The following is a 17,873-nucleotide window of genomic DNA, read 5'->3' on the forward strand; positions in this document are numbered from 1 at the left end:
TACGCTGTCCAGAGATGGCGACTAGAGGGCGGCCCGGGCCGCGGCGGACACTGAGCGAGGACGAGCTGCTGGCCGCGGCGCTCGAGCTGCTCGACAGCGAGGGGCAGCTGTCGATCCGGGGGATCGCGGCGAAGGTGGGGGTCGCGCCGAATGCGGTCTACACCTATTTCCCGGACAAGTCGGCGGTGATTCGCGCGCTGGTGGAGAAGCTCCTCGGGGAGTCCGACACGGGTGCGTTCACCGACGAGACCAAGCCGTGGCGCGACCGCATCGAGGCACTCGCGCTCGGTGTTCGTGAGCGGCTGGTCGCCCACCCGAGCGCGGCCGGCCTGCTGATGAGTGCGCCCATGGACGGCCCGCGCACCACCGCCCTGAACGAGCGCCTCCTGGACGTCCTGATCGGCGCCGGACTCGATCCGGCCGACGCGGCCCGGGCGACGTACCTGCTGATCGTTTACGTCCTGGGTGCGATCGCGCTCGAGGTGGCGGACGAGACCGACCCCGGCCCGCTGCCGCCCGAGGAGGACCGGATCACCCGCCGCCGAGCCACCTTCGACCAGATCCCCGCCGAGATCTTCCCGCGCTCCGCGGCGGCGGCCCCCACCATGGCCCGCTTCATCAGCACCGATCAGTACCTCTGGGGTCTACGCCGCTTACTCGACGGCCTCGAGTGAACAGTCAGACCTAAAATTCGCACCGATGAGGTCTGAACGGCTTGAGGTGGCTACTGTCGTCGGGTGCAGAAATGGCCTGGTCGTCCTTATCCCCTCGGAGCCACGTACGACGGCTCCGGGACGAACTTCGCGGTGTTCTCGGAGGTAGCTGAGCGAGTAGATCTGGCTCTGATCGGTGACGACGGGACCGAGCAGCTGGTGCAGCTGTCCGAGGTGGACGGTTTCGTCCACCATGCCTACCTGCCGGCGGTCCAGCCGGGGCAGCGGTACGGGTTCCGGGTGCACGGACCGTACAACCCGCCCGAGGGGCACCGGTGCAACCCGTCCAAGCTGCTGCTCGATCCGTACGCGAAGGCCATCGACGGGCAGGTCGACGCCGACGAGTCACTGTTCAGTTACCGGTTCGCCAAGCCCGACGAGCTGAACACGATGGACAACCGTGAGCACACGATGCTCTCGGTCGTCACGAACCCGTTCTTCGACTGGGGCAACGACCGTCCGCCGGGGCACGCGTACCACGAGACCGTGATCTACGAAGCGCACGTCAAGGGCCTGACCAAGACCCACCCGGGCCTGCCGGAGGAGATCCGCGGCACGTACGCCGGAATCGGGCACCCGGCGATCATCGAGCACCTCAAGGAGCTCGGGGTGACCGCGATCGAACTGATGCCGGTGCACCAGTTCGCCCAGGACGGGCACCTGCAGGAGCGGGGCCTGTCCAACTACTGGGGCTACAACACGATCGGCTTCTTCGCCCCGCACAACGCCTACTCCTCGCTGGGCGGCCGCGGTCAGCAGGTGACCGAGTTCAAGACGATGGTGCAGGCCCTGCACGAGGCCGGCATCGAGGTCATCCTCGACGTCGTCTACAACCACACCGCGGAGGGCAACGAGTTCGGTCCGACGCTGTCGTTCAAGGGCATCGACAACGCGGCGTACTACCGGCTGGTGGACTCGGACAAGTCGCACTACTACGACACCACCGGCACCGGGAACAGCCTGCTGATGCGGCACCCGCACGTACTGCAGCTGATCATGGACTCGCTGCGCTACTGGGTCACCGAGATGCACGTGGACGGGTTCCGGTTCGACCTCGCGTCGACACTGGCCCGCCAGTTCCATGAAGTGGACCGGCTGTCGGCGTTCTTCGACCTGGTCCAGCAGGACCCGGTGGTGAGCCAGGTGAAGCTGATCGCGGAGCCGTGGGACGTCGGCGACGGCGGCTACCAGGTGGGCAACTTCCCGCCGCTGTGGACCGAGTGGAACGGCAAGTACCGCGACACCGTCCGCGACTTCTGGCGCGGCGAGAAGTACACGCTGGCCGAGTTCGGCTCGCGGCTGACCGGCTCGTCGGACCTGTACCGCGACGACAGCCGCCGCCCGCTCGCGAGCATCAACTTCATCACCGCGCACGACGGCTTCACGCTGCGCGACCTGGTCTCGTACAACGAGAAGCACAACGAGGCGAACGGCGAGGGCGGCAAGGACGGCGAGAGCCACAACCGCTCCTGGAACTGCGGCGCCGAAGGCCCGACCGACGACGCCGAGGTCGTGAAGCTGCGGGCCAAGCAGCAGCGCAACTTCCTGGCCACCTTGCTGATCTCGCAGGGCGTCCCGATGCTGGCCCACGGCGACGAGCTGGGCCGGACCCAGTCCGGCAACAACAACGTCTACTGCCAGGACAACGAGCTCGCCTGGGTGAACTGGGACCTGACCGAGGAGCAGCAGGACCTGCTGGAGTTCACCGGCGAACTGGTCCGGTTGCGCAACGAGCACCCGGTGTTCCGGCGCCGCCGGTTCTTCCACGGCGACCAGGGGGTCGACGGGCTGGGTGACCTGGTCTGGTTCACCCCGGACGGCCAGGAGATGCAGGACGGGGACTGGAGCCGCGACGACGCCCGGGCAGTGGCGGTCTTCCTCAACGGTGACGCGATCTCGGAGCCGGACCCGCGCGGCGAGCCGGTGGTGGACGACTCGTTCCTGATCCTGCTGAACAGCAACTACGAGCCGGAGGACTTCCTGCTGCCCGTGAAGGAGTACGGCGAGGCGTGGTCCGTGGTGGTCGACACCGTCAGGCCGACCGGCCGGGCCGAGGAAGGCGAGCACATCGCGGGCAGCACGATCCGGATCGAGGCCCACGGCATGCTGGTCCTGACCCGGCCGCGACGGGCAGCTCAGTGACAGCAGTCCCACAGGCCACCTACCGGCTGCAACTGCGCGCGGAGTTCGGCTTCGACGACGCCGCGGCGGTAGTGCCGTACCTGAACAACCTCGGGATCTCGCACGCGTACCTGTCCCCGATCCTGCAGGCCGCGCCCGGTTCCACCCATGGGTACGACGTGGTCGACCACAGCCGGCTGTCCGAGCCGGCGGGCGGTCGCCCGGCGTTCGATCGGCTGTCCGCACAGCTGGCCGATCACCGCATGGGCGCTGTGGCTGACGTCGTACCCAACCATGTCGCGGTGCCGACGCCGGCCCGGTTGAACAAGGCGCTGTGGTCGGTGCTGCGGGACGGGCCGGGTTCGCCGTACGCCGAGTGGTTCGACGTGGACTGGGGTTCGGGGAACCAGCCGCTGCTGATGGCGGTGCTGGGTCAGCGGATCGGGAAGGTGCTGGCGGACAACGAGCTGTCGATCGATGGCGACGTACTTCGGTACTACGACCACGAGTACCCGCTCCGGCCGGGCACAGAGGGTCTGCCGATCGAGGAGCTCGTGACCGAGCAGTGGTACCGCCTCGCGCACTGGCGGGTTGCGGACGAGGAGCTGAACTACCGGCGCTTTTTCGACGTCGACACGCTCGCAGCGGTCCGTGTGGAGACGCAGGAGGTCTTCGAGGCGACGCATGCGCTGCTGCTGGAGCTCTCGCACGAAGGCAAGCTCAACGGCTTCCGCATCGACCACCCGGACGGTCTGGCCGACCCACGCAGCTATCTGCGCCGGCTGGCCGAGCGCACCGGCGGTGCGTGGGTCGTGGTCGAGAAGATCCTCGAGGGCGACGAGGACCTGCCCCGTGACTGGCCCTGTGCCGGCACTACTGGGTACGACGCTCTGCTCCGGGTCGGTGGCCTCTTCGTCGACCCCACGGGTGCCGCGCCGCTCTCGGCGCTGCACTCCGAGCTGACCGGCGAGCCTGCCGACTTCGGCCGGGTCGTCGAGGAGGCGAAGCGCGAGATCGTCCAGCACGGTCAGTACGCCGAGGTGCACCGGCTGGTGGAGTTGCTGGCCCGCATCTGCCAGGACGACGTACGACTGCGCGATCACACCCGCAGGGCGTTCCACGAGGTCGTTGTCGAGCTGCTGGTCCAGTTCGACATCTACCGGGCGTACGTCGTACCTGGCGAGGAGCCGTCGCCGACCGCGGTGGAGGCGCTGGAGCGGGCGGCCGAGAAGGCGCGGGTGAATCTTGACGACGACCGGCAGGAGACGCTGGACGTCGTACTGCATCTGCTGCTGGGCCGGGAGACGAGCCGGATCGACGAGCACGCGCGGCACGAGCTGATCGTGCGGTTCCAGCAGACCTGTGGGCCGGTGATGGCCAAGGGCGTCGAGGACACCGCGTTCTACCGGTGGTTCCGGCTCACGGCTCTGAACGAGGTCGGTGGGGACCCGGAGCACTTCGGGGTCTCGCCCGAGGAGTTCCACGCCTTCGCGGGCCGGTTGAACCAGCACTGGCCGAAGACGATGACCACGCTGTCCACCCACGACACCAAGCGGTCCGAGGACGTGCGGGCCCGGCTCGGTGTGTTGTCGGAGCAGCCCGCCGCCTGGGCCGAGGCGGTCCGGGAGTGGCGACGGCTGTCGGAGGACCACCGCAGTCCCTTGCTGGACGGGAGTACGGAGTACCTGTTCTGGCAGACGCTCTTCGGCACCTGGGACGACGGACCGATCTCTGCGGAGCGTCTGCAGGGCTACCTGCTCAAGGCGATCCGTGAGGCCAAGCGCCTCACCACCTGGACCTCGCCGGACGAGGAGTACGAGCAGACCGTCGCAACCTTCGCCACGGCGGTCCTCAACGACCAGGCCGTGCTGGAGTCGGTACGGCGCTTTGCCGCCAACCAGACCGAGTTCGTCCGGGCGGCGACGCTCGGGCAGAAGCTGGTCCAGCTCACGATGCCCGGCGTACCTGATGTCTATCAGGGCAGTGAGCTGATCGACCTGTCGCTCGTGGACCCGGACAACCGGCGGCCGGTGGACTACCAGCACCGGGTCGACCGCCTGCGCCGACTGGACGACGGGGGCGCGCCGGCGGACCTGTCCGACGAGAAGCTGCTCGTCACCTCGCGGGCGCTCCGCATCCGCCGGCAGTACCCGGAGGCGTTCGCCGGGAGCTACACCCCGCTGCCGACGTCCAACGGCCACGCCGTCGCGTTCGCCCGCGGGGATGCGGTCATCACCGTGGCCACCAGACTCCCCGCGGCCCTGCACCGCCTCGGCGGGTGGGGCGACAGCACGCTGGTTCTCCCGCCGGGCCAGTGGAAGAACGTGTTGACCGGCCGTGAGCTGGGTAGTGGAGCAGCCCGAATCCACGAGCTGCTGGAAGACCTCCCGGTAGCGCTGCTGGTCAGGAGCTGAAGCATGCACACGTTCCGCGTCTGGGCCCCGTCCGCGTCAGCTGTCGACGTGGTGCTCAGGGACGGCACTCTGCCGCTGAACTCGGTGGATGACGGATGGTGGGAGCGGGAGGTCGTGGAGGCTCACCACGGGACCGACTACGCGTTCTCGGTCGACGGGAGCGAGCCGCTGCCGGATCCGCGGAGTGCATGGCAGCCGGACGGCGTGCACGGGTTCAGCCGGGTCTTCGACGCGGACCGATTCGAGTGGACCGATGAGGTCTGGACCGGCCGGGATGTACGCGGCTCGGTGTTCTACGAGCTGCACATCGGGACGTTCACGCCGGAAGGCACTCTGGACGCGGCGGCGGACAACGTGGACTACCTGGCGCTGCTGGGCGTCGAGGTGGTGTCGCTGCTACCGGTCGCGGCGTTCCCCGGCACGCAAGGCTGGGGGTACGACGGTGTGCACCTCTATGCCGTCCATGACCCCTATGGCGGACCGGAGGCGTTGCAGCGGTTCGTCGACCGGTGTCATGAGGCCGGACTGGCCGTGTGCCTCGATGTCGTCTACAACCACCTCGGTCCGAGTGGGAACCGGCTGGCCGAGTTCGGTCCGTACTTCACCGATCGTCACTCGACCCCCTGGGGTCCGGCGGTCAACCTCGACGACACCGGCAGCACTGAGGTACGCCGGTGGATCTGTGACAACGCGCTGCGGTGGTTCCGGTCGTTCCACTTCGACGCTTTGCGACTGGACGCCGTACACGCGTTTCTGGATGACAGTCCGACGCATCTGCTCGCGCAGCTGTCGACCGAGACCGCGGAACTGTCCGCGGAGGTGGGCAGGCCGTTGGGGCTGGTGGCCGAGTCCGATCTGAACGACCCGCGCATGGTCGAGCCGGTGTCTGCGGGCGGCCGTGGGATGACCGCGCAGTGGAGTGACGACTTCCACCATGCGCTGCACTCGCTGCTGACCGGCGAGCGGTTCGGGTACTACGTGGACTTCGGTCCGGTGGAGGTCTTCGCGAAGACGCTGACCAAGGTGTTCCTGCACGACGGGTCGTACTCGACCTTCCGGGGCGCGAACTGGGGCCGGCCGGTCGACCCGGCGAAGCACAGTGGTGGTGAGTTCCTCGTGTACACGTCGAACCACGACCAGGTCGGCAACCGTGCGCTCGGCGACCGGCCCGCGCTCACGCCGGGACAGTTGGCGATCGGTGCGGCGCTCGTACTGACGTCGCCGTACACGCCGATGCTGTTCATGGGGGAGGAGTGGGGCGCGTCGACGCCGTGGCGGTTCTTCACCGACTACGAGGAACCTGAGCTGGCCGAGGCGGTGCGGACCGGTCGGCGGCGTGAGTTCGCTGCCTTTGGATGGGATGCCGAGCAGATCCCGGATCCGCAGGACCCCGAGACCTGGCGCAGTTCGGTGCTCGACTGGTCCGAGCCGGACGAGTCGCCGCATCACGAGCTGTTGCACTGGTACCGGCATCTGCTCACGTTCCGGGCCAAGATGCCTGAGCTGCGCGATGACCGGCTGGAATCGGTCGGGATCTCGTACGATCCGGGCGGTGCCTGGCTGGTCGTGACGCGCGGGAGCCTGCGGGTGGTGGCGAATCTGCAGGCGGCCGAGGCCGTGGTGCCGATCGACGCGGGCGACGCGTGGATCGTGATGGCGTACGGTACGGCGGATACGGTCGATGGCGGAGTGCGGTTGCCGGGTCACGGTGTCGCGATCGTCGCTGTCTGAGACTTTCCAACAGCTCAGATTTCCAGCGCAATCCAACAGAACACGGCGTTCATCCGTGTTCATCGGTGGTGATTTCTGGAATCCCTTGTGCCGTGGGGGTCTGGTGACGGACTGTTGTTGAGGCAGCAGGGGACGGGGGGTCGAGGGAGGATTTCTGGATGACCGTCGGAGGCGTTGACACCTACTACGACTACGAAGAAAAACAGTGGAAGAGCCGGCGACTGGGAGGCGGACCGATCCGCCGAGGACCCGTGTGCCCGGCCCCACGGACTGCTGATCGCAGCGCCCATGAACCATCCCGTGAGCGGCGTCCGGCCGGCGCTCGGGAGCGCGCGACGAAAGCACCGCAGTCCTAGGCTGATCCACCCGGTGGCAGGGCCCGCCAGACCAGGTCACCGAACACAAGCCGCCACCCCAGTGGCCGTCGTGCCGGAACCCGACGGCCACTGCGGCACGTCCTCTCGCAAAAGAGCAAAAGAAGAAAAGATAGGTGAGGGGGAGGGGAACCCGACGGCCACTGCGGCACGCCTTCTTGCAAGAAGAGGAAGTTGGGATGCCCCCGACCTCAGGGGTTGGGGAGGATTGTGGACCGGATCGGGTGGGTAATCCTCCCCAGCTTCGGGCGGGAGCTAGGTGGCGGCGACTTTTACGTCGGCGGCCTGGAGGGAGCGGAGTTCTTCCAGGGTGGGGCGGCGGCCTAGGGATCGTAAGCGTTGGGATTGGGCTTTTCGCATGGCTTCTACCAGGCGGCGGGCCTCGCGGGCGTTGCCGAAGTTTGCGCCGCCGGCGATCCGGTCGAAGTACGACGTGAGCGGTGGCGCGGCCGCCGGATCGAGCTGATAGTCGCCCCCGGCAACCATTCGCCCGGTGATCAGCAGCAACTCCTCCGCCGAGTAGTTCTCGAACTCGATCGTCTTCGAGAACCGCGACGCCAACCCAGGGTTGGCCGCCAGGAAATCCGTCATCTCCGCCGTATACCCCGCCACGATGATCGCGATCTCGTCCCGGTGGTCCTCCATCAACTTCACCAGCGCATCGATCGCCTCCTGCCCGAAATCCCCACCAGTCCCGGCAGACCGCGACAACGTGTACGCCTCGTCGATGAACAGCACCCCACCGAGCGAATTCTCGAACACCTGCGTGGTCTTCTCCGCGGTGTGCCCGATGTACTGCCCGACCAGATCCCGCCGCGACACCTCGGTGAACCCACCCTCAGGCAGTACGCCGAGAGCCTTCAACAACTTCCCGTACAACCGCGCAACCGTCGTCTTCCCGGTCCCAGGCGCCCCGGCGAAGATCAGGTGATGACTGACCGCGCCCACCGACAATCCGGCCGACCGCCGCCACTCGTCCACCTGAATCTCGTCCACCATCGCCCGGACCTCGGCCTTCACCCCCGGCAGCCCGACCATCGTGTCCAGCTCGGTCAGCAACTCCTCAACAGGCCCACCCTCGCCGACAGCCGCCGTACTCTCCTCGATCACCTCCACCGTGCTGCCCGCCGCGATCGACAGCACCGGTTCGGCGGTGTTGGACGCCCGTAACCCCTCGACCGTCCCACCGCAGCCGACCGCGACCGTGATCGCGGACCCCCGGGTGTCATGTACGCCGGCCCGCCGGATCGCCGGCGTACTCCCGTGCGCGACCCCGATCCCCTCAGTGCCGGTGTGCCCGACCTCGACATCCACGAGCTCGGGCCGGCTGTACTGGTAGATGTACACACCCCGCCCACCGCACCCGGAGATCGTGCAGCCGCGGATCAGCGGATCGGCGCCCAAGGCAACGACTATCCCGTCGCCGGAGATGTCCCGGATCGTCGTGTCCACGATCTGTCCACCGGCACCCTCGACCACGATCCCGGTCTCCGCGCCGCTCACCGTGCATTTCTCGATCGAGAACGTCGTACTGGCGTGCACACTGATCGCCGGCCTGGTCCGGCCGGTCACGGTGCACTCCTCGAGCGTCAGCGCCGTACGGTCGACCGAGACGCCGACGCCCGCCTCCGCGCGGATATCCAGCCCGCGCACCGTGAGCTCGCAGTCGACGGCCCGGATCGTCGGCCAGTCGGCGCCGGAGCCGTCCAGGATCACCGTCGCGCCGTTCTCGGCCAGCAGGGTGACCGAGCGGCCGGTGAGTTCGAGCGTCTCGGCGTACGTCCCGGCGGCGATCGCGACCGCGGCACCCTCGGGCGCCTCGAGCAAGGCCGTGCCGATGGTCGGATACGCGCCGGGACGGTCCGCCGCGACCGTCAGGACCCGGGTCGGCGTGGGCATCAGGACGCCCGTTCCAGCAGCCAGCCCCGGTCGGCGGCCTTCACGCCGGCCTGGAAGCGGCTGCGCGCCCCGAGCCGGTTCATGATCTGCGCGACCATCCGCCGTACGGTCCGGACCGAGATGTCGAGCTGTGCCGCGGCGACCTCGTCGGTGGCGCCGAGGGCCAGCAGCCGGAGCATCTCCTGCTCGCGCATCGACAGGTCGGTGTCGTCCGGCAGGTCCTGGTCGGCCAGCGGTACGGCGTCCGGCCAGATCCGCTCGAACAGTTCGAGGGCCGTGACCACCACGCTGCTCAGCCGCAGCACCGCGACGCTGCCGGTGCTCGAGTCCGCGGGCAGGACCGCGACCGAACCGTCGATGACGATCGCGTTCATCGGTACATGTGGGATCGTCCGGACCGCGACCCCGGCCAGCGAGAGCGAGCCGAGGTGGCGGCTGGCGGTTGGGGTGGTGCGCGCGGTGTCGGGATAGATCGCCCGGTACCGAACGCCGTGCCGGACCTCGCGCGGCCCGAACACCGGCCCGGCCGGAGTCAGGTTGCTCATCGCGATCACCTCGTGCTCTGCTCCCGCCAGCAACTCGGCAAGCCCACTGTGCGCAGGAATCTGCTGAAAACCGCCGGCGCGGTTGATCATCGTCACGGTCATGAGATGGGGACCCCCAGAGGTAGCGTGGCGGCTACGCCGGTGGCGTGGCGGCCGTCGAGGCGTTCCGGCTCGATCCCGAAGGACCGGGCCAACGTGGTCAGGACGGAGAAGGCTGTGTCCAGCGTGGCCGGATGTGAGGCGGCCAGGCGGAGCACGATGTCGTGATGGGCAGGAGTCGCGCGGCCTGCGCTGGTGACGGTGACCGCGATCGTCTGGGCGGCACCGGTGCCGGTGCCGAGAAGCGTGCCGATCAACGCCTGCGAAGTTGCCGCAGGCAACGATGCGGACCCGGTCAGCCGGACGCAGAGCTGCCGGACCGGCCCGCAGGACCAGGACAACCAGCGCTCGTGGATCTGCCCACGCCCGGCGTTCGCATGTGCGAGCGCACCAACGGAAGCGAGCACATCAGTGGTGTCCAGCGGCAGACACTCGATCCGCTCGCGGTCCAAGCGCCGTACCAATCGACGGACGGTGTTGGCCAGCACCTGACCCAGCTGCTCGTCGGTGGCGATGTCCGGCGTCCGCTCGGCCGCGATCGCGATCCAGGCCCGCGGCGGCTGGTTCTGCTTGACCCCGGTGTGAAGCACTAGTTGTACGCCGATGCCGACCGGTTGCTCGTCCGTGGCGTCAGCCAGCGAGCCGAGCCGGTCCAGCAGCTCATGTTGCGCTCCCGGGCCGAGCCGCAGGGCCACGCTGGCCCCGGACGGCCGGCTGAGCACGCCGTACGGCTGCTCGCGAACGATCACCTCGGCGGTCGTCGTCCGGCCATGGAACGTGCTGACCAGCCGGACCGCGATGTCGTCGCCGAGATCGTGCTTGCGCCGCCGGATCACGAAGACCAGCAGGAGCCCGGCCCAGCGGTACAGCCACAGACCACGGACGCGGATCGTAGTGAGCAGAATCAGCGACACGGCCGCGATCGAGGTCAGGATCAGCACGGTCCGCGAGGCGGCGGTCGCCGCGCCGATCGCGACCACCGCGAGCTGCCAGCAGACGATCTGCCCAACGTGAACGACCCGATCCGGACGCTTGATCTCATCCGCCACCGGCTCTGCGGCGGGCGGTTCGGCCACTAGGCTCAGGCGCTCCGCTGCCGGAGCCGCCGCCGACGCCGCGGCAACCAGGGTCCGCCGCAGGGGCGCCTCGATCCTGGGCTGGGCGAGCGGGACCCCGACCGATGTGGCCTGCGGGACCGCTGTGGTCGCCGCGGCGTCCGCGACCGCCCGCTCGTGCGCGGGGGCAACAGCCGCGGAGGCAGGCGGCTTCATGCGACCAGCTCAGCTTTCGGCTCGGTCGCGGTCAGCAGCTGGTGAGCGTGATCGCGGACCAGCGGGAGCAGCTCGAACTGGCCAGGCGCCGACTCGGCGATCAGGTTGAGATCCATCAGGCGATCGATCATCAGCTCCACCTCGGACTGGTCGGTACCCGCGAGCCGTGCGGCCCGGCGGAGATCGAAGTGCGGTGTCATCGCGATCAGCCGGTAGAACTGCTGCACCGGTTCGGGCAGGGCGTCGTACCCGGCGTCGAAGCGGGCCAGGACCTCGGTCAGTGCCTGGCAGCGGGCGGCCGGGTCGTCCAGGCGGGCGGCCATCCGCGCAACCGTCCAGGGCTGCCGGTTGCGCAGCCGCTCGACCAGGTGCCGGATCGCGCCGGGGTGTCCGTCGCAGGACCGCAGGACCTGCTCGACATCCGTGAGCTGCGCGGCCTCGTTGGGCGTCAGGGCTGTCAGCGTGATCGCGTCGGTGCGGTCCAGGCCGGCCAGGCGGTGGCGGCTGATCACGAGGACCAACGCAGCCGGGTCGTTCGGCAGCAGGCGCCGTACCTCGTCGGCGTCCTCGGCGTTGTCGAGGATCAGCAAGCCCGTTGCCTGGGGCAACGAGATGCTGGCGCGGAGATCGACGTACTGCTGGGTTTCGAAGCCGGAGGCCGCGGCAGCCTCGAGGGCGAACGCGGTCTTGCCGATGCCCGGCATGCCGTCGATCGTGACCACGCCGGTCGCGCCGCGCAGGACCCGCAGCTCAGGCGTGCGGCCGACGAAGCCACTCACCCGCGGCGGAAGGTTCGAACTCACCGGGGCGGTGATGAGCTTGGGTGCCTCCTCGCTCAGGATCTGCTGGTGCAGCGCGGTCAGTTCGGCACCCGGCTCGATCCCCAGGTCGCGGACGAGCGCGGTCCGGGCCCGCTGGTACGCCGTCAGTGCGTCCGGCCGGCGTCCCACCTGGCGGTACGCCGCCATCAGCCGGGCCCAGGCCAGCTCGCGCAGCGGCTCCTCCGCGGTCAGCGCCCGCAGTACGGCGATGGCCTCCGTCGGCCGCCCGAGCGCGAGATGTGCGTCGGCCAGGTCCTCGCGCAGCGTCCGGTGCAGCTCCACCAGCCGGTCGACCGCGGAGGCCGAGTCGACGGTCAGACCGTCGTACGGCGCTCCACGCCACAGCCCGAGAGCCCGCTGGACCAGCGCGATCGCCTCAGCGGCGGCCTTGCGACTGAGCAGCTCACGGGCCTCGTCACACAGGCCGGCCGCGACGTCGGCGTCGAGCTCGCCGGGCCGGACGCACACCCGGTACGCACCCGGGCGGCTCTCGATCCGGTCCTCGGGCAGGGACCGGCGCAGCTGCCACACATAGGTCTTCAGGTTGTTCTGGGCCGACGCCGGAACGTCCCGGCCGGCCCAGACCGCGTCGATCAGCTGGTCGGTGCTGACCCAGGCGTTGCGGTGCAGCAGGAGCAGCGTGAGCACCGTCGCCGGCTTGCCGCCGCAGACGTCGAGCGGGTGTCCGTCCGGGCCGTCGACCTCGAGCGGGCCCAGCACCCGGAAGCTCAACCGCTCTGGTGTATGCGCTGAGTGACCGTTCATGACACATACGATCCGGGGTGACGATGACATTTCGATGACACCGGGGGATGACTGTGCGCGTACTGGTGGTAGAGGACGATCCGGACCTGCAGATCGCCGTCCCGGCCGCGCTGCGATCGGCCATGCTGGCGGTCGACCTGGTCACCGACATCGCGGCGGCCGACGAGGCCCTCTTCGTGAACGAGTACGACTGCGTGGTCTTCGACCGGAGGCTGCCGGACGGCGACTCGATCCGGTACGTTCGCAGCCGGCGCCAGGACGGCTGGGTGGTGCCAGTACTGTTCCTGACCGCGATGGACACCCTGGCCGACCGGGTGGACGGGTTCGAGCACGGCGGTGACGACTACCTGGTCAAGCCGTTCGCGGTCCAGGAGCTGATCCTCCGGGTACTGGCCCTGAGCCGCCGGGGTCTCACCATCCGGCCACCGATCCTGCGGTACGCCGATATCGAGCTGGACGCCGGCCGCCGTGAGGTCCGCAGGGCGGGAGTCCTGGTCACGTTGCGAGCGAAGGAGTTCTGCGTGCTGGAGTACCTGATGGCCCGCCCCGAGCAGACCGTGTCCCGGACCGACCTGCTCGAGCACTGCTGGGACGCGGCCGCCGATCCGATGTCGAACGTCGTCGACGTCACGATCACGCGGTTGCGGGCGCGGTTGCGCGGTGGTCCCGATGTGATCCAGGCGGTCCGCGGTCGGGGCTACAAGCTGCTCAGCGCGGGCGGCGCGGGATGAGCCGGCGTGGGATGAAGGGCCCTGCGGCTGAGCGGCTCCGGCGGCTGCGGTGGTGGCTGACGGTGCTGTTCACCGCGACGAACACGGTCGGCCTGATCATCCTGGCGCCGGTGATCATCACGCTGGACGCGCAGCGCGGAGCGGCCGAGATCGACAACCAGCTCAACGTGGTCACGCAGCCCGTGCTGCGGCTGATCAACACCAGCAACGACGCCCTGATCACCGCCCGGGTGTCGGGCGATGTGCTGAACACGAAGTGCCCGCAGTTCGCCATCCTGCCGGGCACCGCGGCCGAATCCTTCCCACGCGCGGACAGCGGGCGCAACTGCACGCCGGTCGATCCCAAGGTCCTGGAGGATCTCGCCAACACTGCGGTCACCGACGGGAACCCGTTGCTGGCCGACCGGAAGGCACAGAACGGGCACCGGATCCGCGTCGCGATCGAGCCGTTCAAGAACCCGAACGGCCTCCCGGCCGGCGCCGTACTCGCGTGGGTCGACACCGAGGACCAACTGCACCAGCACAATCGGCTGACCACGGTTGTCCTGCTCGTCTGCGCCGTACTGATCGGCGCGGCCGCGTTACTCGGCTATTGGTTGTCCGGGCGGGCGATCCGGCCCGCGATGGCGGCTCTGGAGCAGCAGGAGACTCTGCTGGCCGAAACCGCCCATGACCTGCGTACGCCGGTTGCCGCACTGCGAGCCCTCGCCGAGACGGCGGCACGTGATCCAGAGCAGCGAGCGGAACTGCTGCCGCGGACTGTGCGGCTGGCCGGCCGGATGGGCGACATCATCGACGGACTGCTGGTCCGGGCCCGACTGGCCGCGGGCGTGGAACACCTTGCGGTGCAGCCGGTCTGGCTCGATCAGCTCGTTGCCGGTGTGGTCGAGGACCTGCCGACCGAGGGCGCCCGGATCTCGCTGGTGAGCGCGCCGACCATGGTCCGGGCCGATCCAACCCTGCTGCAACGGGCCATCGGCAACCTTCTCGACAACGCCATGCGGCACGGCCGCGCGCCGGGCGCGGACCAGGCGATCGTCACGGTCACGGTCGCGGACGGCCGGGTCACGGTGGCCGATCAGGGGCCGGGAATCGATCCGGCCGTCGGCGCGGATCTGTTCGACTCGTTCACCAGCGGGGCGGGCTCCACCGGTCTCGGGCTGTCCATCGTGCGGTGGGTCGCACTGTCCCACGGCGGTGACCTGAAGGTCTACAACGCCGAAGAAGGCGGCGCGATCTTCGAGTTCGAGCTGCCTACGGCTCAGTAGCGAGCCGGCCCTGGACCGGTTTTGGACGGTTGATGGACCGTGCCCAGGTAGTGTCACTCGGTGCAGTCTGGCGAACACCACGGGAGATCATCATGAGCGCGACGATTCCGCCTGGCGAGGCGTACCGGCTGGTGGCCGACAACCTCGGCAAGGTCATGCACGGCAAGCCGGAGGTGATCCGGCTGGCGCTGACCGCGCTGTTCGCCGAGGGGCACCTGCTGATCGAGGACGTCCCCGGCCTGGGCAAGACCACGCTGGCCCGGTGTATCGCCCGCAGCATCGACGCGAGCTGGAACCGGATCCAGTTCACCCCCGACCTGCTGCCTGGTGACATCACCGGCGTGATGGTCTATCACCAGGGCAACGAGACGTTCGAGTTCCACCCGGGCGGCATCTTCGCCAATGTGGTGGTCGCCGACGAGATCAACCGCGGTACGCCGAAGACGCAGTCCGCGCTGCTCGAGGTGATGGCCGAGCGCCGGGTCACGGTCGACTCGAACACCCGCGCCGTACCGGATCCGTTCCTGGTCATCGGCACCCAGAACCCGATCGAGATGGAGGGCACCTACCGGCTGCCCGAGGCCCAGCTCGACCGGTTCCTGATGCGGATCGAGATCGGATACCCCGACCACGAGGCCGAGGTCCGGATCGTGCTCGGCGACACCGGGAGGGTCGGCCCCGACTCACTCAGCCCGGTCATCGACGTACCCGCGCTGCGCAACGCGATCGCGGCCGTCCGGTCCGTCCACGTCGACCCCGCGATCAGCTCGTACGCCGTGAAGCTGGCGGCCGCGACCCGCGAACACACCGCGGTCAGGTACGGCGCCAGTCCGCGCGGCAGCATCGCCCTCGTCCGGGCCGCCCGGGCGTTCGCCGCGACCGACGGGCGTGCGTTCACCACGCCGGACGATGTCAAGGAGGTCGCGCAACCGGTGCTCGCACACCGGCTGGTGCTGACCCCCGATGCGGAACTGAGTCAGCGTCCACCCTCGTCGGTCGTCGACGAGGTGATGGCTTCCGTGCCGGCCCCGACGGCCGGTGTGAGCGCGGGCTGAGATGAGGTCCCTCAAAGCGGTCCTGCGCCACGAGGCGTGGCGATCGCGAGCGGGACTGGCCGCTGTCGTCGGGGTCTGCATGGTGGCCACGACGCTGGCGGTGACCGGAGCCGGTGCGGACACGGCCGGGATGAAGTTCCTCCAGTCCGGTCACCTGATCTACAACAGCACGCTCGGTACGGTCTTCCACATCGACGGCGGTACGAAGAACGTCGACGGTCACCTGTCGGTGCCTGGGCTCGGCCCCGGGGTGCGGACGGTGCAGACCGATACCCACGGGTTCCTGCTCGCGCGTGGCAGCGTCACCGAGTTCGGCAAGTCCGATCTGAAGGTGGCCGACCCGGTTCCGGCCCCGTCCGACGAGCAACCTGCCGCGCTCGAGGCCCCCGGAGCGGCGTACGCGATCTATCGGGAGGCCGGGTCGATCAGTCGGCTAGGCCTCAACCCGGTGACCCTGCCGGCCGGCGGTGCTCTCGGCCCGCCGATCGTGACCGCGGACGGGACGCTTTGGGTGCACCGCCTCGCCAGTCGCGAGCTCTGCCAGTTGCCTGTGCAGGCAGCCCGGCTGTCCTGCCCGGCCGAACTCCCCAGTGGACACGCGGGTGCGCTCACGGTCGTCGGTGACCAGGTCGTGTTCGTCGACACCACCGCCCGCGAGCTGCGCGCGGTCAACGCCGACGGGTTCGGCCGGACAGTACCGGTCCCCGAGGTCCCGATGGCGCCGACGTCGATGGTTGCGCCGTACGACGTGAACGGGCGGATCGCGATCGTGGATCCGGCGACGAACCAATTGCAACTCGTCGACGCCGCCACTGTGGTGGGTGACCGCGATGCGGCCGCACCGGTCGCCAAGCCACTCCGGCCGGGCAAGTACTCGCAGATCGCGTCCTCCGGGCACGGCCTCGCCTTGATCGACTCGACCAGCGGCACTCTCGTCACGTTGGATGCCGACGGCAAGGAAAAGTCCGTCAAGCGGATCCCGCCGCCGTCCGCGGCCGCCAAGCCGGACAAGGCCGACCAGCCCGGCCTGTTCCGGGGTGCGGACAAGCGGGTGTACGTCGACAGCGTCGCCGGCGAACATGTGATGGTCGTCGATGACGATGGTGGGGTGACCGACGTCCCTGCTACCGGCGAGGAGAAGACGAAGCCGCGGAAACCCAAGCAGAACAGGCCGCCCAGCACACCACCGTCGACCCCGCCCTCGACGCCCCCGCCTGTTGAGAAACCCGTCCGGCACCAACCCAGGCAGCCGGAGCACACCCAGCAACCGGACAAGCGCCGCAACCAGAAGACCACCCCGCCGGAGAAGACCCGACCGCCGGAGAAGACCCGGCCACCGGAACGGACCGAGCCCCCGCGGACCCACAAGCCGCCGGTGAAGACCAATCCGCCACGAAAGCCACAGCCGAAGCCGACTCCCCAACCGACACCGAAACCCAAGCCCAAACCGAAGCCGAAGCCGCCGGTGAAGGCGAGCCCGGCCGCGGCCCCGACCGGAGTAAAGGCGACGCCGGGCGACGGACAGGTGCGGCTGAGCTGGCGCCGGCCGAACCTGAACGGCGGCAAGCTGATCGGGTACAGCGTGATGCTGAACGGCGATCCGGAGTCGACCGCGACGACGTCGTACACCTGGGACGGACTGACGAACGGGAAGACCTACACGTTCCAGATCCGGGCCGCCACCACCGGAACGGACGGCGAGACGCTCGTCGGTGTGGCCGCGACGGTGACCGCGACCCCGGGAGGTGCCGGCAAGTTGTCGATCAGCCAGGGACCGCACGTCACGAAGTTCACCGACTCGAACTGCCCGAAAGGCAGTAAGGACGACTGCTTCTACATCATGATGCACATCAGTGGCTTCGCGCCGAACTCCGACTACGTCTTCAAGGCGTACTCGAACGGTCAGCAGATCCACGAGTCCTACACCCTGACCACCGACGACAACGGCGACCTGAGCCAGGAGAAGTTCCACAACTCACGGGTCGGCGAGGTCGTGTACGTGACCGCGACGGGTTCCGGCGGCACGTATCGGTCGAACTCGTTCACCTGGAAGAGTGGATAACGGC

General features: G+C 68.9%; 12 protein-coding genes. 8 read left to right on the forward strand and 4 right to left on the reverse strand.

Annotated elements, in window-relative coordinates:
• Window positions 1-14 precede the first annotated feature (14 nt).
• The 4 genes from AB0L70_RS09195 to treZ all read left to right on the forward strand — a co-directional run bounded on the left by AB0L70_RS09195 (window position 15) and on the right by treZ (window position 6,979).
• Window positions 15-674 (forward strand): TetR/AcrR family transcriptional regulator C-terminal domain-containing protein, encoded by a 660-nt coding sequence (locus tag AB0L70_RS09195; RefSeq protein WP_363681744.1) that lies wholly within the window; start codon window positions 15-17, stop codon window positions 672-674.
• A gap of 63 nt (window positions 675-737) precedes the next feature.
• Complete coding sequence (glgX, locus tag AB0L70_RS09200; RefSeq protein WP_363681746.1) at window positions 738-2,855, forward strand: glycogen debranching protein GlgX; 2,118 nt, start codon at window positions 738-740, stop codon at window positions 2,853-2,855.
• Window positions 2,852-5,248, forward strand: a complete 2,397-nt coding sequence (treY, locus tag AB0L70_RS09205) for a malto-oligosyltrehalose synthase (protein WP_363681748.1) — start codon at window positions 2,852-2,854, stop codon at window positions 5,246-5,248. Before glgX ends, treY begins: the two co-directional genes overlap by 4 nt.
• Window positions 5,249-5,251: 3 nt before the next feature.
• Window positions 5,252-6,979, forward strand: coding sequence for a malto-oligosyltrehalose trehalohydrolase (gene treZ / locus AB0L70_RS09210; protein ID WP_363681750.1), 1,728 nt, complete (start codon window positions 5,252-5,254; stop codon window positions 6,977-6,979).
• Window positions 6,980-7,608: 629 nt separating this feature from the next.
• Here treZ and AB0L70_RS09215 read toward each other — a convergent pair.
• The 4 genes from AB0L70_RS09215 to AB0L70_RS09230 are packed head-to-tail and all read right to left on the reverse strand — an operon-like array spanning window position 7,609 to window position 12,753.
• Window positions 7,609-9,252: a right-handed parallel beta-helix repeat-containing protein gene (locus AB0L70_RS09215; protein ID WP_363681752.1), complete on the reverse strand. Its 1,644-nt coding sequence runs from the start codon at window positions 9,250-9,252 to the stop codon at window positions 7,609-7,611.
• On the reverse strand, window positions 9,252-9,899 hold the full coding sequence (locus AB0L70_RS09220) for a helix-turn-helix transcriptional regulator (protein ID WP_363681754.1): 648 nt from the start codon (window positions 9,897-9,899) through the stop codon (window positions 9,252-9,254). The genes AB0L70_RS09215 and AB0L70_RS09220 overlap by 1 nt, the downstream gene beginning before the upstream one ends.
• Window positions 9,896-11,167, reverse strand: a complete 1,272-nt coding sequence (locus AB0L70_RS09225; protein WP_363681756.1) for a hypothetical protein — start codon at window positions 11,165-11,167, stop codon at window positions 9,896-9,898. The genes AB0L70_RS09220 and AB0L70_RS09225 overlap by 4 nt, the downstream gene beginning before the upstream one ends.
• On the reverse strand, window positions 11,164-12,753 hold the full coding sequence (locus tag AB0L70_RS09230; protein ID WP_363681758.1) for an AfsR/SARP family transcriptional regulator: 1,590 nt from the start codon (window positions 12,751-12,753) through the stop codon (window positions 11,164-11,166). The genes AB0L70_RS09225 and AB0L70_RS09230 overlap by 4 nt, the downstream gene beginning before the upstream one ends.
• Before the next feature lie 53 nt (window positions 12,754-12,806).
• Between AB0L70_RS09230 and AB0L70_RS09235 the strand changes: the two genes are divergently transcribed.
• From AB0L70_RS09235 to AB0L70_RS09250, 4 genes are all read left to right on the forward strand, one after another.
• On the forward strand, window positions 12,807-13,484 hold the full coding sequence (locus AB0L70_RS09235; RefSeq protein WP_363681833.1) for a response regulator transcription factor: 678 nt from the start codon (window positions 12,807-12,809) through the stop codon (window positions 13,482-13,484).
• A gap of 11 nt (window positions 13,485-13,495) precedes the next feature.
• Window positions 13,496-14,752: a HAMP domain-containing sensor histidine kinase gene (locus AB0L70_RS09240; RefSeq protein WP_363681760.1), complete on the forward strand. Its 1,257-nt coding sequence runs from the start codon at window positions 13,496-13,498 to the stop codon at window positions 14,750-14,752.
• Between the two features lie 92 nt (window positions 14,753-14,844).
• Window positions 14,845-15,807 (forward strand): MoxR family ATPase, encoded by a 963-nt coding sequence (locus AB0L70_RS09245; protein ID WP_363681762.1) that lies wholly within the window; start codon window positions 14,845-14,847, stop codon window positions 15,805-15,807.
• A 1-nt stretch (window position 15,808) separates the two neighbouring features.
• Entirely contained in the window at window positions 15,809-17,869 is a 2,061-nt protein-coding gene (locus tag AB0L70_RS09250; protein WP_363681764.1) for a fibronectin type III domain-containing protein, read from the forward strand.
• Window positions 17,870-17,873 lie beyond the last annotated feature (4 nt).

This window comes from Kribbella sp. NPDC051952 (genome assembly GCF_040680855.1).
Taxonomy (GTDB): Bacteria; Actinomycetota; Actinomycetes; order Propionibacteriales; family Kribbellaceae; genus Kribbella.